Here is a 16,460-nt window from a genome sequence, read left to right on the forward strand (position 1 = left end):
GCGTGCCGGACACAAAAATGCCGCCTCGGGAGGCGGCACTGGACACGCCCCCATCAGTTATTGGGAAGCATCGACTTGACCTTGTCGCGCAACTGATCGATGGAAAACGGCTTGGCAATCACCTGCATGCCCGCCGGCACGTCGATGTTTTCGGCATAGCCACTGGCAAACAGGATCGGCAGGGCTGGGCGCAGTTCACGGACTTTCGTTGCCAGTTGTTTGCCGTCCATGTCCGGCAGCCCCACGTCGGTCATCATCAGATCAATCGACTGAGCGTTCTGCACCACTTTCAGCGCCTCCTCGGCGTCTGCAGCCTCGAGCACCGTGTACTCCAACTCTTCGAGGACATCGACGATCAGCATGCGCACGATAGCGTCGTCTTCGACTACAAGAATGGTGGAGGGTGACGCAGACATAGTAAAAATTCCCGAAAAATGAAGGAGCAGGTCGTTCGCAGTTGAATGACCATCCTCTAATGAGTCGCGTCAAACTCGGCAAGTTCCCGATGCAGGGCGGATATTGTGCAGACAATAGGGGCTGATGTCTTGTTGCACCGTGATATCACGGTTCCCGGGCCGATTGCCGGTCGACCCGCAGACTCGGGGGATGCGACAGCCGTGGAAAACCGACTGTCACGCCTGCACGAACTTACAAAGGGACATTGAACAATTCGTCCACATTCCGCAGGCTCGGGGGCAATGTATAGGTCATGCCGTTGAGATGTATAGGGTCGAATACCGAAAAACGGTACTCGGGTATGTCCGAGCTACCAAAGTGTTCCAGCAGATTTTTGGTGCGGCCACTTTTTAGCGTGCTTTTCAGCTCAGCGCGTCTCTTATCTGTGCCTGCGTGGTAAAGGTCGCTTTTGCGAAGTTGGGGTCGTAATAGAACCATTCCTTTGGGTGGAGAATGCGGGCGCCCAAGTTCCGATTAGCCTTACAGGCAATGTAAGAAGCTAAGTCGATACACCCTGGAAAAAAAACCTGAACGGTGCGTTCCAGATGCAATGAAGTGCACTCTTGCACCTGTCACCGTCAGAAAAATAGCGTTCAGGCGCACGTTTGGGGCAAACTCCCGGTTTTTCCGCACTTGGCCAAGGCATGCCCATGACTCCCGCGTCGACAGTCGATGAAAAAAGCTTTCGTACCCTCCTGAGCCGAAACGTGGCATTGCCCCTGGGTGTGGGGGTGCTCAGCGCCGTGTTTTTCGTCTGCCTGATCACCTATCTGTTGGCGGGTATCCAGTGGGTCGAGCACACCGACCGGGTCATCAATAACCTCAACGAAACGTCAAAGCTGACGGTGGACCAGGAAACCGGCATGCGCGGCTTCCTGATTACCGGCGATGAGCATTTCCTGGACCCGTATGAAGTGGCCAAGCCGCGCATCATTGCCGACCTGCGCAATTTGCAGGAACTGGTGGCGGATAACCCGCAGCAGGTTGATCGCCTCAAGCGCCTGGAGGCCCTGCAGCTGGAGTGGAACAACTACGCCCAGTCGATGATTGATATGCAGCGCGAGAGCGGCGACTACCGGGGCGCGGTCAAGGCCGGGCGGGGCAAGCGGCTGACCGATGAAATTCGTAAGGAATACGACGATGCGATCGCGATGGAGCAGCAGTTTCGAATTGCGCGCAACCAGGATGTCACCCGCACGACGGTCATCAGCGTCACCCTGTACCTGCTGTTCGTACTCGGCTTGAGCGGCTTCCTGGCCTACATCGGCAGAAAAAATCTTGTAGCACTTTCAGAGAGTTATAGCGCAAACCTCGCGTCACAACAGAAGATAGCGCGGCGCCTGGAACAGCAAGCCTGGCTGCGCAACGGCCAGACCGAACTGGCCGAACAGGTGCTGGGCCAGCTCACCCTGAACATGCTTGGGCGCAACATCCTGCAGTTTTTTGCCCAGTACATGGGCTCGGCGGTGGCGGCGCTGTACGTGCGTGAAGAGCACGGCGGCCTCAAGCGCGTGGCCACTTACGGTTTCTCCCGCGATCAGGAACAGCTGGAACAGGCGATCTACAGCGACGAGGGCATCGTCGGCCAAGCCGCGCAGCTCGATCGTCTGATTCGCCTGGACGATGTGCCGGTGGATTATTTCAAGGTCAGCTCGGGCCTGGGCGAGGGCACACCCCGCAGCGTGCTGGTGGTGCCGACCAGTGATGACGATCGCGTCAACGGGGTGATCGAGCTCGGTTTCCTGCGACCGCTGCAAGAGCGTGACGTCGAACTGCTGGAACTGATCGCCGGCAATATCGGCACCTCCATCGAGGCCGCGCGCTATCGCCAGCGTCTGCAGGAGGTGCTGGCCGAGACCCAGCAGCTCAACGAAGAGCTGCAAGTGCAGCAGGAAGAGCTCAAGACCGCCAACGAAGAGCTCGAAGAGCAGTCACGCATCCTCAAGGAGTCCCAGGCCCACCTGGAAACCCAGCAGGCGGAGCTTGAGCAGACCAACGAGCAATTGGCCGAGCAAACCCAAACCCTGGCCGAGCAGCGCGACGCCATGGACCGCAAGAACGGCGAACTCAACCAGGCCCAGCAGGAGCTGGAAGACCGCGCCGAAGAGTTACAGCGCTCCAGCAAGTACAAGTCCGAATTCCTCGCCAACATGTCCCACGAGCTGCGCACGCCGCTTAACAGCTCGCTGATCCTGGCCAAGCTACTCGCCGAAAATCCCCAGGAAAACCTCAGCGCCGAACAGGTCAAGTTCGCCGAGTCGATCTATTCGGCCGGCAATGACCTGCTCAACCTGATCAACGACATCCTGGATATCTCCAAGGTCGAAGCCGGCAAACTGGAAGTGCGTCCGGACAACTCCAGCGTGGCCCGTCTGGTCGATGGTTTGCGCGGCATGTTCGAGCCCCTGGCGGCCGACCGTAAGCTGGGCTTTCAGGTGCAGGTGCAGCCCGACGCACCCGCGATGCTGTTTACCGATCGCCAGCGCCTGGAGCAGATCCTCAAGAACCTGCTGTCCAACGCGATCAAGTTTACCGAGCAGGGCGAGGTCAGCCTGTCGGTGTCCCGCGCGCCGGGGGAGGGCATCGCCTTCAGCGTGCGCGACTCGGGTATCGGTATTGCGCCGGACCAGCAGCAAAGCATCTTCGAAGCCTTCCGCCAGGCCGACGGCACCACCAACCGGCGGTATGGTGGCACCGGGCTGGGCCTGTCGATTTCCCGTGACCTGGCCGCCTTGCTCGGCGGGTACATCAGCGTGACCAGCGCGCCGGGCGAGGGCAGTAACTTTACCCTGGTCCTGCCGGAACAGTATGTGGAGCGCGAAGAAGACGCCGCGCCGATCGAGCCGCCGCGCCAGGTGGTGACGGCCCCCGCGCCTGCGCCGGTAAAGGTTTCACCGTTGCCGGTCGTCGAGGTCAGCCAGATCCCGCGCTTTGCCGACGACCGTGACAAGGCCCCGTTCACCACCCGTTGCATCCTGGTGGTGGAAGACGAGCCCAACTTCGCGCGCATCCTGTTCGACCTGGCCCATGAGCTGGGCTACCAGTGCCTGGTTGCCCACGGTGCGGACGAGGGCTACAGCCTGGCCGAAGAATACATACCCGACGCGATCTTGCTCGACATGCGCCTGCCGGACCATTCCGGGTTGACCGTGCTGCAACGCCTCAAGGAACACGCCAATACTCGCCACATTCCCGTGCATGTGATTTCCGTGGAAGACCGCGTCGAAGCCGCGATGCACATGGGCGCCATCGGCTATGCGGTCAAACCCACCACCCGTGAAGAGCTCAAGGACGTATTTGCGCGCCTGGAGGCCAAGCTGACCCAGAAGGTCAAGCGCGTGCTGCTGGTGGAAGACGATGACTTGCAACGCGACAGCATTGCCCGCCTGATCGGCGACGATGACATCGAGATCACCGCCGTCGGCTTCGCCCAGGAAGCCCTCGACCTGCTGCGCAACAACGTCTATGACTGCATGATCATCGACCTCAAGCTGCCGGACATGCTCGGCAACGAGCTGCTCAAGCGCATGGCCACCGAAGACATCTGTTCGTTCCCGCCGGTGATCGTCTACACCGGCCGCAACCTGACACGCGACGAAGAGACCGAGCTGCGCAAGTATTCGCGCTCGATCATCATCAAGGGCGCGCTCGCCGGAGCGCCTGCTGGACGAGGTCACACTCTTTCTGCACAAAGTCGAATCCACGCTGTCCCATGAGCGCCAGAAGATGCTCAAGACCGCCCGCAGCCGCGACAAGGTCTTCGAGGGGCGCAAGATCCTGCTGGTGGACGACGATGTGCGTAACATCTTTGCGCTGACCAGTGCCCTGGAGCACAAGGGCGCCGTGGTGGCGATCGGGCGCAACGGCCGTGAAGCCATCGAGCGGCTCAATGAGATCGACGATATCGACCTGGTGCTGATGGACGTGATGATGCCGGAGATGGACGGTTACGAGGCCACAGCCTTGATCCGCCAGGACCCGCGCTGGAAAAAACTGCCGATCATCGCGGTGACCGCCAAGGCCATGAAGGATGACCAGGAGCGCTGCCTCGCGGCCGGTTCCAATGATTACCTGGCCAAGCCGATCGATCTGGACCGTCTGTTCTCATTGATCCGCGTATGGCTACCGAAGATGGAACGCATTTAAGTGGAGCGAAGTTTTTTGGAAAAAAGCAGCGATATTGAGCTGCGCCTGCTGATCGAGGCGATTTACCTCAAGTACAGCTATGACTTTCGCGACTATTCCGGTGCGTCGGTCAAGCGCCGCGTGGCCCACGCCTTGCGCCAGTTTGATTGCGCGACCATTTCGGCGCTGCAGGAGCGCGTGCTGCACGATCCGGCGGCGTTCATGCAACTGCTGCAATTTCTGACGATTCCGGTCAGCGAGATGTTTCGCGACCCGTCGCACTTTCTGGCGATCCGCCAAGAGGTGGTCCCCCTGCTCAAGACGTACCCGTCGATCAAGATCTGGATCGCCGGCTGCAGCACGGGAGAGGAGGTGTACTCCATGGCGATCCTGCTGCGTGAAGAGGGGTTGCTGGAGCGTACAATCATCTACGCCACGGACATCAACCCGGCGTCCCTGGACAAAGCCAAGCAGGGGATTTTCTCCCTGGAGAACGTACGGGCCTACACCGCCAACTACCAGCAGGCCGGCGGGCAACGTTCATTTGCCGACTACTACACCGCGGCCTACGATTACGCGATCTTCGACAAGACGCTGCGCGAAAACGTCACCTTCGCCGACCACAGCCTGGCGACCGACAGCGTATTTTCCGAAACACAATTAATTTCATGCCGTAACGTACTGATCTATTTCAATAAAAAGTTGCAGGACAGGGCGTTTGGGTTGTTTCATGAGTCGCTGTGTCATCGCGGCTTCCTGGTGTTGGGCAGTAAGGAGACCCTGGACTTTTCTGCCTACAGCAAACAATTCGACCCCTTGGTCAAGCAGGAACGGATCTACCGAAAATCATGAACGACGTCGCAGCCAGCAGCCCGGTTCGCGGGATTGAAGCCATCGTCGTCGGCGCCTCCGCCGGCGGTGTAGAGGCGTTGTTGAGTATTTTTGGCGAACTGCCCGCCGGTTTCGGCCTGCCGATCATTGCCGTGCTGCACCTGCCGGACGAACGCCGCAGCCAGTTGGCGCAAGTGTTTGCCCGGCGCTTGCCTATCCCGGTGAAGGAAGCGCAGGACAAAGAAGCCATCGAAGCCGGCACCTTGTATTTCGCCGGGCCCGGCTATCACTTGTCGGTGGAGCAGGACCGCAGCCTGTCCCTGAGTCAGGAAGAACGTGTGCACCACTCCCGGCCAGCCATCGATTATCTGTTCGCCTCGGCCGCCGATGCCTATGGCCCGGGTTTGCTGGCGATTCTGCTGACCGGTGCCAACCAGGACGGCGCGCATGGCATGGCCCATGTCAAGCAGTCGGGCGGTACCACCGTCGTGCAGGACCCCAGCGAAGCGCGGATTGCCGTGATGCCCCTGGCGGCCCTGGCGTTGCACACCCCTGACCATATTCTGACCTTGAGCCGCATTGCCTCATTGCTGGCTTCCCTGGAATCTTCCCCATGTTAAGTACTGTCCAGGCCAAATTACTGATCGTCGACGACCTGCCGGAAAACCTGCTGGCCCTTGAAGCGCTGATCAAGCGCGAGGACCGCCAGGTATTCAAGGCACTGAGCGCCGACGAGGCCTTGTCCCTGTTGCTGGAGCACGAATTCGCCATGGCGATCCTCGACGTGCAAATGCCCGGGATGAACGGTTTCGAGCTGGCCGAGCTGATGCGCGGCACCGAAAAAACCAAGAACATCCCGATTGTGTTCGTCAGCGCCGCCGGGCGTGAACTCAATTATGCGTTCAAGGGCTACGAAAGCGGCGCCGTGGACTTTTTGCACAAACCGCTGGATATCCACGCGGTCAAGAGCAAGGTCAACGTGTTCGTCGACCTGTACCGCCAGAGCAAGGCCATGAAGCAGCAAGTCGAGGCCCTGGAGCGCAGCCGCCGTGAGCAGGAGTTGCTGCTGACGCGCCTGCAGGCCACTCAGGCCGAGCTGGAACAGGCCGTGCGCATGCGTGACGACTTCATGTCGATCGTCGCCCATGAGGTGCGTACGCCCCTCAATGGGCTGATCCTGGAAACCCAGCTGCGCAAGATGCATCTGGCTCGGGACAACGCCGATGCGTTTACCCTGGACAAGATGCGCGCCATGGTCGACCGCGATGAACGCCAGATCCAGAGCCTGATCCGGTTGATTGAAGACATGCTGGATGTGTCACGCATCCGTACCGGCAAGCTGTCGATCCGCCCTGCGCGTTTCGACCTGGCGCTGCTGGTCGGCCGCCTGGTCGAGAACTTCGCGCCGCAGGTAGCGGCCGCCGAGTCGTCCATGCACCTGGCCGTCGACGGCCCGGTGGAGGGCAATTGGGACGAGTTCCGCATCGAGCAGGTGGTCACCAATCTGCTGACCAACGCCCTGCGCTATGGGGCCAAAAGCCCGGTGGACGTGCGGGTGTACGCCGAGCACGGCGAAGCGCGGGTCGAAGTGCGTGACCGCGGGATCGGTATCAGTGAAGAAAACCAGAAACGCATTTTCCAGCAGTTCGAGCGCGTCTCCGCCAGCCAGGTGGCAGCGGGCCTGGGCCTCGGGCTGTTTATTTCCGAGCAGATCGTTGCAGCCCACGGCGGCACCATTGAGGTCGAAAGCCGGATAGGCGAGGGCGCCCTGTTTCGGGTATGCCTGCCGCTTGAACCGTCGGCATGAGTTCAATCGTCACCTCGACGCAACCTCTGTGTGACCCCATGGTCGTACATGCAGCAATTGACCGGATAACAAAGGCTTCCCATGAGTGAAGATGCACAAGATGTCGTACTGATCGTCGAGGACGACGAATCCATTATGTTTGTGTTGGGTGAATACCTGGCAGGCCTGGGGTATCGGGTGTTGAAGGCGGTTAACGGCAAGGAGGCCTTTGAGATTCTGGCCACCAAGCCGCATTTGGACCTGATGGTGACGGACTACCGTCTGCCCGGTGGGATTTCCGGCGTACAAATCGCCGAACCGGCCTTGAAGGTACGACCGGAACTCAAAGTTATCTTCATCAGCGGCTACCCGCAGGAAATCCTCGACTGCAACAGCCCGATTACGCGCAACGCGCCGATCCTGGGCAAGCCGTTTGATCTGGATACGTTGCAAGAGCATATCCAGCGGTTGTTGGCCTGAAGGCAGGTCACAATCAGCTGTGTTTTTAGCGTCGTTCCTTCGCTTTAAAAGGAACCGTCTGACAATTCGGGCCAATAAATGGCATGACCGATAGGATGTCCCCTGAGCCACTCACTCGTTAAACCGCAGTGCGCGTGTGGATCATCTCCCTGACTTTCGCCGTCAACAGATCAAACGTAAACGGCTTGGTGATCAACTGCATCCCCGGCTCCAGGAACCCGCCACGCACGGCCGCATGTTCGGCATAACCGGTAATGAACAACACTTTCAGCCCGGGACGAATCTGCCGGCCGATTTCCGCCAATTGCCGGCCGTTCATACCGGGCAGGCCGACGTCACTGATCATCAGGTCGATACGTTGTTCGGATTCGATGATCGGCACGGCGGCGTTGGCGTCGCCGGCTTCGACATAGGCGTAGCCCAGTTCCTTGAGCACCGCGCAGACGAGCACACGCACGGCGGGGTCGTCTTCGACGATCAACACGGTTTCGCCGGCGTTGGCAAATGGCAGCAACGCCGCGTTGGTGGGCTCGACCTTGGCCATTTCGCCGATATACCGTGGCAGGAACAGGCTGACGGTGGTGCCTTTGCCGACTTCACTGTGCAGGGTGACGTGGCCGTGGGACTGGCGGGCGAACCCGTAGATCATCGACAACCCAAGGCCCGTGCCCTGGCCGATCGGCTTGGTGGTGAAAAACGGGTCGAACACACGGTTGATCACGCTCTCGGGGATGCCGCAGCCGTTGTCGCTGATGCTCAGCTCCACGTAATCGCCCGGCGCGAGGGTGCCATAGGCGGCGGTAAACACCGAGTCCAAGTGGCGGTTGGCGGTTTCCACCACCAGTTTGCCGCCGTTGGGCATTGCGTCCCGGGCATTGAGTACCAGGTTGAGCAGGGCGCTTTCCAGTTGGTTGGGGTCGGCTTCGGCGGTCCACAGGTCATCGTCGAAGCGCATCTGCAGGGTGATGCTCTCGTTGATGCTGCGTTGCAGCAAGGCGCCCATGGACATCACCAGTTCATTGATATTGACCGGTTTGGAGTCCAGCGATTGTCGACGCGAAAAGGCGAGCAGGCGGTGGGTGAGCCCGGCTGCGCGGTTGGCAGAGGTGACGCCCAGGTCGATCAGGCTGTCCAGGTCGTCCAGCTTGCCGCGTGCCACACGCCTTCGCAGCAATTCGAGGCTGCCGATGATGCCGGTGAGCATGTTGTTGAAGTCGTGGGCAATTCCGCCGGTCAATTGGCCCACGGCTTCCATTTTCTGCGACTGGCGCAGCGCTTCTTCATTGCTGCGCAGTTGCGCCGTGCGCTCCTCGACCTGCTGCTCCAGGGTTTCCAGGGTGCGTTGCAGACGCAGTTCGCTTTCGCTCAAGTCGATCAGGCGGTCACGGGCCTCGTACTGGCGACGCCGGCCGCGCAAGGCCGCACTGACCAGGCTGATCAGGGTGACGGGATGGAAGGGGCGCTCCAGGAAAGTGACGTTGCCCAACAAACCGCTCAGGTGCGACGCGCCGTTCTGTTCGTTGCCGCCGTGATGGGTCATCAGCACGATCGGCATGTCCGACCAGGCCGGTTGCTGATGCAAGTACTCCAGCAGCGGTTCCAGATCGACCCCGCGCAAGGCTTCGGCCGCGATGATCAAAAGGCCCGCGCCCTGTTCGAGCGCCTCGCACAGCATCGGCAGGCTGCTAGCGACCATGCCGCTGTAGCCGGCCTCTTTGAGCATCATCAGCGCCAGTGCGCCGTCACGTCCCAGCGGGGCCAGGATGATCGCGCGCTCGGAGAAGGCAGTCAGGTGCGGCACTATCCCTCATCCTTGAGCAGGGGCGAACCGGCGCCCATGTAGATAGGAATGCCGCGCAATACGCCCTGGAAATTGTCCAGTGGCTCGCCCACGGTCAAGCCATTGCCGCTGATGCGGTATTCGCGAATCGTCGACTCATGGGAGCCGGTGCGTTTCTTGATGATCGAAATGGCCCGACGGACTTTGCCCAGCGCCTCGAAGTAGCGCAGCAGAATCACCGTATCGGCCAGGTAGGTAATGTCGACCGGGGTCTGCATGTCGCCGACCAGCCCGTGCTGCGCGACAGTCATGAACGTCGCCGCGCCACGACGGTTGAGGTACAGCAGCAATTCGTGCATATGCAGGATCAGCGCGTTTTCCTCCGGCATGGCCGCCTGGTAACCGTTGATGCTGTCGATGATCACGGTCTTGATCCCGCCCTCGTCGACACAACGCCTTACGCGGTGGGAAAACTCGCCAGGGGACAGCTCGGCGGCGTCCACCTGTTCGATCAGCAGGTTGCCGGTGGCCTGCAGGGCCGCGAGGTCGATGCCCATGTTGCGCATGCGTTCGAACAGCAAGCCCAACTCCTCGTCGAAGATGAACAGCGCGGCCTTCTCGCCGCGTGCCACGGCGGCGGCGGCAAAGATCATCGAGATCAGCGATTTGCCGGTACCGGCCGGGCCGAGGATCAGGCTGCTGGAGCCGGTCTCGACGCCACCGCCCATCAAGGCATCCATCTCGGCGATGCCGCTGCTCAGGGTTTGGCGTCTATAACCACCGCGATGTTCGGCCGCGACCAGGCGTGGGAACACATGGATGCCGTCCTGCATGATGGTGAAGTCATGAAAACCCCCACGGTATTGCTGGCCGCGGTACTTCACGATGCGTACCCGGCGGCGTTCAGCGCCGTAGTTGGGGGTCAACTCTTCCAGGCGAATCACCCCGTGGGCCACGCTGTGCACGGTTTTGTCGAGCGACTCGGTGGTCAGGTCGTCCAGCAGCAACACCGTGGCGTCGTAACGTACGAAATAGTGCTTGATCGCCAGAATCTGCCGGCGATAACGCAGAGAGCTTTGCGCCAGCAGGCGAATTTCCGAAAGGCTGTCGATGACGACGCGGGTGGGTTTGACCCGCTCGACCACCTCGAAGATCTGCCGGGTCGCTTCACCCAGTTCCAGGTCGGAGGAGTACAACAGGCTCTGCTGATGCTCGGCATTGAGCAGGCTTTCCGGCGGTGTCAGTTCGAAGATGTGGATGTTGTCGTCCAGATTCCAGCCATGGGACTCGGCGCCTTGGCGCAGCTCCCGCTCGGTCTCGGACAGGGTGATGTACAGGCAACGTTCGCCGTTTTTTGCGCCGGCCTGCAAGAAGTGCAGTGCCACGGTGGTCTTGCCCGTACCGGGTTCACCCTCCAGCAGGAACAGGTGGCTGCGCGACAGGCCTCCGCGGAGGATGTCATCCAGGCCTTCGATACCGATGGCCGCTTTTTCGCTGAATTGCTCTGTGGATGTAGACAAGTAGTGCCCTCGAGTCACAGACAAATAGAGGTGCATGTCGCTGACGACATGCCATGTTCACTTGACCATGGCACTTTGCAGCCGTTCAACGAAAAGCTTCAATTTGTGAACCGTCAGGTTTTTTTCCAATAAGTTGCAGCGCGCCTCACAGCCCCTGTTGCAGGGCCGGATCGTCCGGGTTCTGTTGTTCCAGCTGCGCCAGCAGCACCTGCACATTTTGCAATTGGCCGCCTTCTTTCCAGTAGTTGATCAGCAGCACGCGCGCCTTGCGATTGGCCGGGTGGCGCTGCACGATTTCTTCCAGCTGACGCTGGGCTGCCTCCAGTTCCTGCTGATCATGCAGGGTGGTGGCCAGGTCGTAACGGTAATCCTGATTATCCGGTTCCAGCTCCACCGCCTTGGACAGGCCCAGCAGGGCATAAGGCCGCTCGCCGTGGTGCAGCAACCACAGGCCCAGGGCGTGTTGCAGATAAGCCGATTCCGGGTGCGCCGCCAGTTGCCGCGCCAGCAGTTGCCGCGACTCGTCGCTCTTGCCTTGTTTATCCAGCAGCTCGATCTGCGCGACCACCGCGCGCAGGTTGTCCGGTTGCAGGCGCATGGCTTGTTCCAGCGCGTGTTGCGCCTCGGGCAGCAGGGCGCTGTGGATGTAGAGGCGTGCCAGTTGAATCCAGCTTTCGGCGGTTTCGGGCTCGGCCTTGAGTGTTTTCACAAATTCATCCAACACCTGCTGCAACGGCCCGAAGTAAAGGCCCAGGGTGTCCGGCGACAGGCCGAGCAAGGCGTTGGCCGCCGCAAACCGCACAGGTTGCTCGGGATCATCCAGCACCGGGCCGAGCAACAGCGTGCGCTGGCCGGTGGGCACCAAGCCAACGATGCTGTGGATCGCGGCTTCACGTACCAGGGGGGATGTGTTGGACAGGTCCTTGTCGGCCAGTTTCAAGGCTTGCGGGCTGGGGTAGTTAGGCAGTTCGGCATGCAGGGCGGCCCGGCGTTCATCGGACAAGTCCGGGCGGCTCAGTTGTTGATACAGCACACGTGCGGCGCCAGGCTCGCCGTTACGCGCCTGCTTCAGGGCCTTGGCGTAACCATGGGCTATGGCGGGTGGTACAGCCACCGGGGTGGAGCGGGTGACGTACCAGGTGATCAGCACAATCGACAACAAGGCGCACAGGCCGACAAGGGCATAACGGCGTGACTTTGACATGCGGGTGTCCAAAAGCTCGGGCAGCGTAGGCAAAGTCGTCAGCTTCGGTCAGACCAAGGCGGGTGTCAAACACGCATGCGCTCAGTCGCTTGAACCGGCCGCAGGATCGGTACGGTCTAAGATCAATGGGTATTGGCCAAAACGGTCAGCCATGTTGAAGGCTTTGACCATTGTCGTTGCGCAACGCTGAAGCGACCATTTCGCCCATATGCTCGTTACCGGGTCCATCGAACAAGGAAACAATGATGCAGATTGAAAACAAGGTCTTTCTGGTCAGCGGCGGCGCTTCGGGCCTCGGCGCGGCCACTGCCCAGATGCTGATCGCCGCGGGCGCCAAGGTGATGTTGGTGGATCTGAACGCCGACGCGGTGGTGGCCCAGGCCAAGCAACTGGGGGATAACGCCCGCAGCGCCGTGGCCGATATCAGCCAGCAGGCCGCTGCCGAAGCCGCCGTGCAAGCCACCGTGCAAGCTTTTGGTGGCTTGCACGGGCTGGTCAACTGCGCGGGTGTGGTGCGCGGCGAGAAAATCCTCGGCAAGAACGGCCCCCATGGGCTGGAGAGTTTTGCCCAGGTGATCAACGTCAACCTGATCGGCAGTTTCAACCTGTTGCGCCTGGCGGCGGCGGCCATCGCTGAAACCGAAGCCAATGCCGATGGCGAACGTGGTGTGATCATCAACACCGCCTCGGTGGCAGCGTTCGACGGCCAGATCGGCCAGGCGGCGTATGCGGCGTCCAAAGGCGCGATCGCCAGCCTTACACTGCCCGCCGCCCGCGAGTTGGCGCGCTTTGGCATACGCGTGATGACCATCGCTCCCGGCATCTTCGAAACCCCGATGATGGCCGGCATGACGCCAGAGGTGCGCGACTCCCTGGCCGCAGGCGTGCCATTCCCGCCACGCCTGGGCAAACCGGCCGAATACGCCGCGCTGGTGCGGCACATTATTGAAAACAGCATGCTCAACGGTGAGGTGATCCGTCTCGACGGTGCCTTGCGCATGGCGGCCAAGTAAGGAGGAGTAGTCATGAACGATCCTATCGTTATCGTCAGTGCCGTGCGCACGCCCATGGGCGGCTTCCAGGGCGACCTCAAGGGCCTGACTGCCCCGCAGTTGGGTTCAGCCGCGATTCGTGCGGCGGTGGAGCGTGCCGGTATCGCCCCGGATGCGGTGGATGAAGTGCTGTTCGGCTGCGTGCTGCCCGCCGGTCTCGGCCAGGCGCCCGCCCGCCAAGCGGCATTGGGCGCCGGGTTGAACAAGTCCACGCGCTGCACCACGCTCAACAAGATGTGCGGTTCGGGCATGGAGGCGGCCATTCTGGCCCATGATTCGCTGTTGGCCGGCAGCGTCGAGGTGGTGGTCGCCGGCGGCATGGAAAGCATGTCCAACGCGCCCTACCTGCTGGACCGCGCGCGCAGCGGCTACCGCATGGGCCACGGCCGTGTACTCGACCACATGTTCCTCGATGGCCTGGAAGACGCCTACGACAAGGGCCGCCTGATGGGCACCTTCGCCGAAGACTGCGCCCTGCATAACGGTTTTACACGTGAGGCCCAGGATGCCTTTGCCATCGCCTCCCTGACCCGCGCCCAGGAAGCGATCACCCACGGCAGTTTTGCCGCCGAGATCGTTCCGGTACAGGTCACCGTGGGCAAGGAGCAGAAGACCATCCTGCATGACGAGCAGCCGCCCAAGGCCAAGCTGGACAAGATCGCCAGCCTGAAACCGGCGTTCCGCGAAGGCGGCACGGTGACGGCGGCCAACTCCAGTTCGATTTCAGACGGTGCGGCGGCCTTGCTGCTGATGCGCGAATCCGAGGCGCGCAAGCGTGGGCTCAAGCCGTTGGCTGTCATCCACGGCCATGCGGCGTTTGCCGATGAGCCGGGGCTGTTCCCGGTGGCGCCGGTGGGCGCGATTCGCAAGCTGATGAGCAAGACCGGCTGGGACCTGGCTGACGTCGACCTGTTCGAGATCAACGAAGCCTTCGCCGTGGTCAGCCTGGTGACCATGAGCAAGTTGGACATCCCCCATGCCAAGGTCAATGTGCACGGCGGTGCCTGCGCCCTGGGCCATCCGATCGGTGCCTCCGGCGCGCGCATCCTCGTGACCCTGCTCTCGGCCCTGCGCCAGCAAGGCCTCAAGCGTGGTGTTGCCGCTATCTGCATCGGCGGTGGTGAAGCCACGGCCATGGCCGTTGAATGCCTGTATTGATTAAGTAGCCCCAAGTTGCAAGCCGCAAGCTTCAAGTTAAAGCGAATGGGCCTTTACTTGCAGCTTGCAGCTCGACACTTGGAGCTTCAATAGGAACTACCATGCTGCCCAATGACGAACAGCTGCAAATCAGTGACGCGGCCCGGCAATTTGCCCAGGAACGTCTGAAACCCTTTGCCGCCGAGTGGGACCGCGAGCACCGCTTTCCCAGGGAAGCCATCGGCGAGATGGCCGAGCTGGGCTTTTTCGGCATGTTGGTGCCGGAACAGTGGGGCGGTTGCGACACCGGTTACCTGGCCTACGCCATGGCCCTGGAAGAAATCGCCGCCGGTGACGGCGCCTGCTCGACCATCATGAGCGTGCACAACTCGGTGGGGTGTGTGCCGATCCTCACGTTCGGCAACGCACAACAGAAAGCGCAATTCCTCACGCCCCTGGCCAGCGGCGCGATGCTCGGCGCCTTCGCGCTGACCGAACCCCAGGCCGGCTCCGACGCCAGCAGCCTGAAAACCCGTGCGCGCCTTGACGGCGACCACTATGTGCTCAACGGTTGCAAACAGTTCATCACCTCGGGGCAAAACGCAGGCGTGGTGATTGTGTTCGCGGTCACCGACCCGACCGCCGGCAAGCGCGGGATCAGCGCGTTTATCGTGCCTACCGATTCACCGGGCTACAGCGTGGCGCGGGTCGAGGACAAACTCGGCCAGCATGCGTCGGATACCTGCCAGATCCTGTTTGAAGACGTGAAAGTGCCGGTGGCCAACCGGTTGGGCGAGGAGGGCGAAGGCTACAGGATTGCCCTGGCCAACCTCGAAGGGGGCCGCATCGGCATCGCCTCGCAGGCGGTGGGCATGGCGCGCGCGGCCTTCGAGGCGGCACGGGATTACGCCCGTGAGCGCGAAAGTTTCGGCAAGACGCTGATCGAACACCAGGCCGTGGCGTTTCGCCTGGCCGACATGGCCACGCAAATTGCCGTGGCCCGGCAGATGGTGCATTACGCCGCGGCCCTGCGCGACAGCGGCAAGCCGGCGCTGGTGGAAGCGTCCATGGCCAAGCTGTTTGCCTCGGAAATGGCCGAGAAAGTCTGTTCGGCCGCCTTGCAAACCCTCGGTGGTTACGGTTACCTGAGCGACTTCCCGCTGGAGCGGATCTACCGCGATGTGCGGGTCTGCCAGATTTACGAAGGCACCAGCGATATCCAACGCATGGTCATTTCACGCAATCTTTAAGGAGCCGATAGATGAGTTACGAAACGATTTTGCTCGAAGTCCAGGGCCGTGTCGGGCTGATTACCCTTAATCGTCCGCAAGCCCTCAACGCCCTGAACGCGCAGTTGGTGAGCGAGTTGAACCAGGCGCTGGACGGCCTGGAAGCTGACCCGCAAATCGGTTGCATCGTGCTGACCGGCTCGAAAAAAGCGTTTGCCGCCGGTGCCGATATCAAGGAAATGGCCGAGCTGACCTACCCGCAGATCTACCTTGACGACCTGTTCAGCGACAGTGACCGCGTGGCCAACCGCCGCAAGCCGATCATTGCTGCCGTCAACGGCTTTGCCCTGGGCGGCGGCTGTGAGCTGGCGCTGATGTGCGATTTTATCCTGGCCGGTGACGGCGCCAAATTCGGCCAGCCGGAAATCAACCTCGGCGTTCTGCCGGGCATGGGCGGCACCCAGCGCCTGACCCGCGCGGTGGGCAAGGCCAAGGCCATGGAAATGTGCCTGACCGGGCGCTTTATCGATGCGGTGGAAGCGGAGCGCTGCGGGATTGTGGCGCGCATCATGCCGGCCGACGAGTTGCTGGACGAAGCGCTGAAGGTCGCCACGCTGATTGCCGGTAAATCGGTGCCGATCAGCATGATGGTCAAGGAAAGCGTGAACCGCGCGTTTGAAGTAAGCCTGTCCGAAGGCGTGCGTTTTGAACGCCGGGTGTTCCATGCGGCGTTTGCGACACAAGATCAGAAGGAAGGCATGGCGGCGTTCGTGGCCAAGCGGGCGCCGGAGTTCAAGGACAAGTAAGCGACCTTTCAAGCACTGAGATACACATGTGGGAGGGGCGTCGTCGCACCGCCC

General features: G+C 61.2%; 12 protein-coding genes and 1 pseudogene. 9 read left to right on the forward strand and 4 right to left on the reverse strand.

The window, feature by feature from the left end; translation table 11 throughout:
- Window positions 1-53 precede the first annotated feature (53 nt).
- The gene (locus JWR98_RS14785) at window positions 54-416 is read right to left on the reverse strand and encodes a response regulator (RefSeq protein ID WP_078733203.1); all 363 of its coding nucleotides are present in this window, start codon (window positions 414-416) and stop codon (window positions 54-56) included.
- 690 nt (window positions 417-1,106) lie between these two features.
- Between JWR98_RS14785 and JWR98_RS14790 the strand changes: the two are divergent.
- The 5 genes and pseudogenes from JWR98_RS14790 to JWR98_RS14810 all read left to right on the forward strand — a co-directional run bounded on the left by JWR98_RS14790 (window position 1,107) and on the right by JWR98_RS14810 (window position 7,678).
- Window positions 1,107-4,602, forward strand: a pseudogene (locus JWR98_RS14790) (response regulator).
- Entirely contained in the window at window positions 4,603-5,433 is an 831-nt protein-coding gene (locus JWR98_RS14795) for a CheR family methyltransferase (protein ID WP_425273188.1), read from the forward strand.
- Window positions 5,430-6,032, forward strand: a complete 603-nt coding sequence (locus tag JWR98_RS14800; RefSeq protein ID WP_078733205.1) for a chemotaxis protein CheB — start codon at window positions 5,430-5,432, stop codon at window positions 6,030-6,032. The genes JWR98_RS14795 and JWR98_RS14800 overlap by 4 nt, the downstream gene beginning before the upstream one ends.
- Complete coding sequence (locus JWR98_RS14805; RefSeq protein WP_078733206.1) at window positions 6,026-7,219, forward strand: hybrid sensor histidine kinase/response regulator; 1,194 nt, start codon at window positions 6,026-6,028, stop codon at window positions 7,217-7,219. The genes JWR98_RS14800 and JWR98_RS14805 overlap by 7 nt, the downstream gene beginning before the upstream one ends.
- Window positions 7,220-7,300: 81 nt before the next feature.
- Window positions 7,301-7,678 carry a response regulator gene (locus tag JWR98_RS14810; protein ID WP_078733207.1) on the forward strand — a complete coding sequence of 126 codons (378 nt, stop codon included), beginning with the start codon at window positions 7,301-7,303 and terminating at the stop codon, window positions 7,676-7,678.
- Between the two features lie 118 nt (window positions 7,679-7,796).
- Here JWR98_RS14810 and JWR98_RS14815 read toward each other — a convergent pair whose 3' ends face one another.
- From JWR98_RS14815 to JWR98_RS14825, 3 genes are all read right to left on the reverse strand, one after another.
- On the reverse strand, window positions 7,797-9,404 hold the full coding sequence (locus JWR98_RS14815) for an ATP-binding protein (protein ID WP_225908719.1): 1,608 nt from the start codon (window positions 9,402-9,404) through the stop codon (window positions 7,797-7,799).
- 74 nt (window positions 9,405-9,478) lie between these two features.
- Window positions 9,479-10,978, reverse strand: coding sequence for an ATPase domain-containing protein (locus tag JWR98_RS14820; RefSeq protein ID WP_078733209.1), 1,500 nt, complete (start codon window positions 10,976-10,978; stop codon window positions 9,479-9,481).
- A 145-nt stretch (window positions 10,979-11,123) separates the two neighbouring features.
- Complete coding sequence (locus JWR98_RS14825) at window positions 11,124-12,182, reverse strand: HEAT repeat domain-containing protein (RefSeq protein WP_078733210.1); 1,059 nt, start codon at window positions 12,180-12,182, stop codon at window positions 11,124-11,126.
- A gap of 245 nt (window positions 12,183-12,427) precedes the next feature.
- Between JWR98_RS14825 and JWR98_RS14830 the strand changes: the two genes are divergently transcribed.
- The 4 genes from JWR98_RS14830 (at window position 12,428) to JWR98_RS14845 (ending at window position 16,406) form a co-directional block, all read left to right on the forward strand.
- Window positions 12,428-13,195 carry an SDR family NAD(P)-dependent oxidoreductase gene (locus JWR98_RS14830; RefSeq protein WP_078733211.1) on the forward strand — a complete coding sequence of 256 codons (768 nt, stop codon included), beginning with the start codon at window positions 12,428-12,430 and terminating at the stop codon, window positions 13,193-13,195.
- 12 nt (window positions 13,196-13,207) lie between these two features.
- Entirely contained in the window at window positions 13,208-14,392 is a 1,185-nt protein-coding gene (locus JWR98_RS14835) for an acetyl-CoA C-acyltransferase (protein ID WP_078733212.1), read from the forward strand.
- A 101-nt stretch (window positions 14,393-14,493) separates the two neighbouring features.
- On the forward strand, window positions 14,494-15,621 hold the full coding sequence (locus JWR98_RS14840; protein WP_205490424.1) for an acyl-CoA dehydrogenase family protein: 1,128 nt from the start codon (window positions 14,494-14,496) through the stop codon (window positions 15,619-15,621).
- Window positions 15,622-15,632: 11 nt separating this feature from the next.
- Window positions 15,633-16,406, forward strand: coding sequence for an enoyl-CoA hydratase (locus JWR98_RS14845; protein WP_205490425.1), 774 nt, complete (start codon window positions 15,633-15,635; stop codon window positions 16,404-16,406).
- The last annotated feature ends 54 nt before the right edge of the window (window positions 16,407-16,460 follow it).

It is taken from the genome of Pseudomonas lactucae, assembly GCF_016937615.1.
Taxonomy (GTDB): Bacteria; Pseudomonadota; Gammaproteobacteria; order Pseudomonadales; family Pseudomonadaceae; genus Aquipseudomonas; species Aquipseudomonas lactucae.

Excerpts from the sequence above, each read along its gene's own strand:
- JWR98_RS14785 (WP_078733203.1), bottom strand. The coding sequence starts at position 416 with ATGTCTGCGTCACCCTCCACCATTCTTGTAGTCGAAGACGACGCTATC.
- JWR98_RS14800 (WP_078733205.1), top strand. The coding sequence starts at position 5,430 with ATGAACGACGTCGCAGCCAGCAGCCCGGTTCGCGGGATTGAAGCCATC.
- JWR98_RS14805 (WP_078733206.1), top strand. The coding sequence starts at position 6,026 with ATGTTAAGTACTGTCCAGGCCAAATTACTGATCGTCGACGACCTGCCG.
- JWR98_RS14810 (WP_078733207.1), top strand. The coding sequence starts at position 7,301 with ATGAGTGAAGATGCACAAGATGTCGTACTGATCGTCGAGGACGACGAA.
- JWR98_RS14815 (WP_225908719.1), bottom strand. The coding sequence starts at position 9,404 with ATGATGCTCAAAGAGGCCGGCTACAGCGGCATGGTCGCTAGCAGCCTG.
- JWR98_RS14825 (WP_078733210.1), bottom strand. The coding sequence starts at position 12,182 with ATGTCAAAGTCACGCCGTTATGCCCTTGTCGGCCTGTGCGCCTTGTTG.
- JWR98_RS14830 (WP_078733211.1), top strand. The coding sequence starts at position 12,428 with ATGCAGATTGAAAACAAGGTCTTTCTGGTCAGCGGCGGCGCTTCGGGC.
- JWR98_RS14835 (WP_078733212.1), top strand. The coding sequence starts at position 13,208 with ATGAACGATCCTATCGTTATCGTCAGTGCCGTGCGCACGCCCATGGGC.
- JWR98_RS14840 (WP_205490424.1), top strand. The coding sequence starts at position 14,494 with ATGCTGCCCAATGACGAACAGCTGCAAATCAGTGACGCGGCCCGGCAA.
- JWR98_RS14845 (WP_205490425.1), top strand. The coding sequence starts at position 15,633 with ATGAGTTACGAAACGATTTTGCTCGAAGTCCAGGGCCGTGTCGGGCTG.